1 pseudogene is annotated in these 502 nt (G+C 43.4%); it reads right to left on the reverse strand.

The annotated features are described in order from the left end of the window. Window positions 1-502: pseudogene (locus ACFING_RS10185) on the reverse strand (DUF4815 domain-containing protein); the annotation flags it as partial.

Below are 502 nucleotides of genomic sequence, written 5' to 3' on the forward strand. Positions count from 1 at the left end.
CGGATAACTGTTCTGTTTCGTCGAGTTTCAAAGGAACAAAAGCACCATCATCCAGTTGCATCTCGAGTGTAAAGGTTGCACCGCTCGGTAAAAAGGTTTTGATATAGCTGGTCAACCTTGCCTTTTCCCCAAAGGCAAAAGCACGGGTGACATAAGTGGCTGTTTTATGAATCTTCCCCGCAATCAATTGAACAGGAGCAAACAAGACGGGTGAGAGTTTCTCTGTTCCTTTGAGAATAGCGCGAAGCTTTACCTTTTCATTGATATATTCAGTAAGGCTGAGCAATTGAAAGGGTAGCAGTTGATAAATTGTGCCATTGTTTCGTTCAATTTCAAAGATGACAGAACAATCGCTTGAAGGCAATTCAATGGCTGCGCGTATTTGTAAATCAGAGCAGTCCACAAGATCAAAAGTGCCAAGATCAATGGTTTTTTCTGTTTGTGTGTAGCGTGCCGCCAGCACTCGAAAGGCTAAAGCCTCATCTTGATGAGCAGTCCAGCT

Source organism: Bartonella sp. AP150HLJHH (assembly GCF_042196385.1).
Taxonomy (GTDB): Bacteria; Pseudomonadota; Alphaproteobacteria; order Rhizobiales; family Rhizobiaceae; genus Bartonella.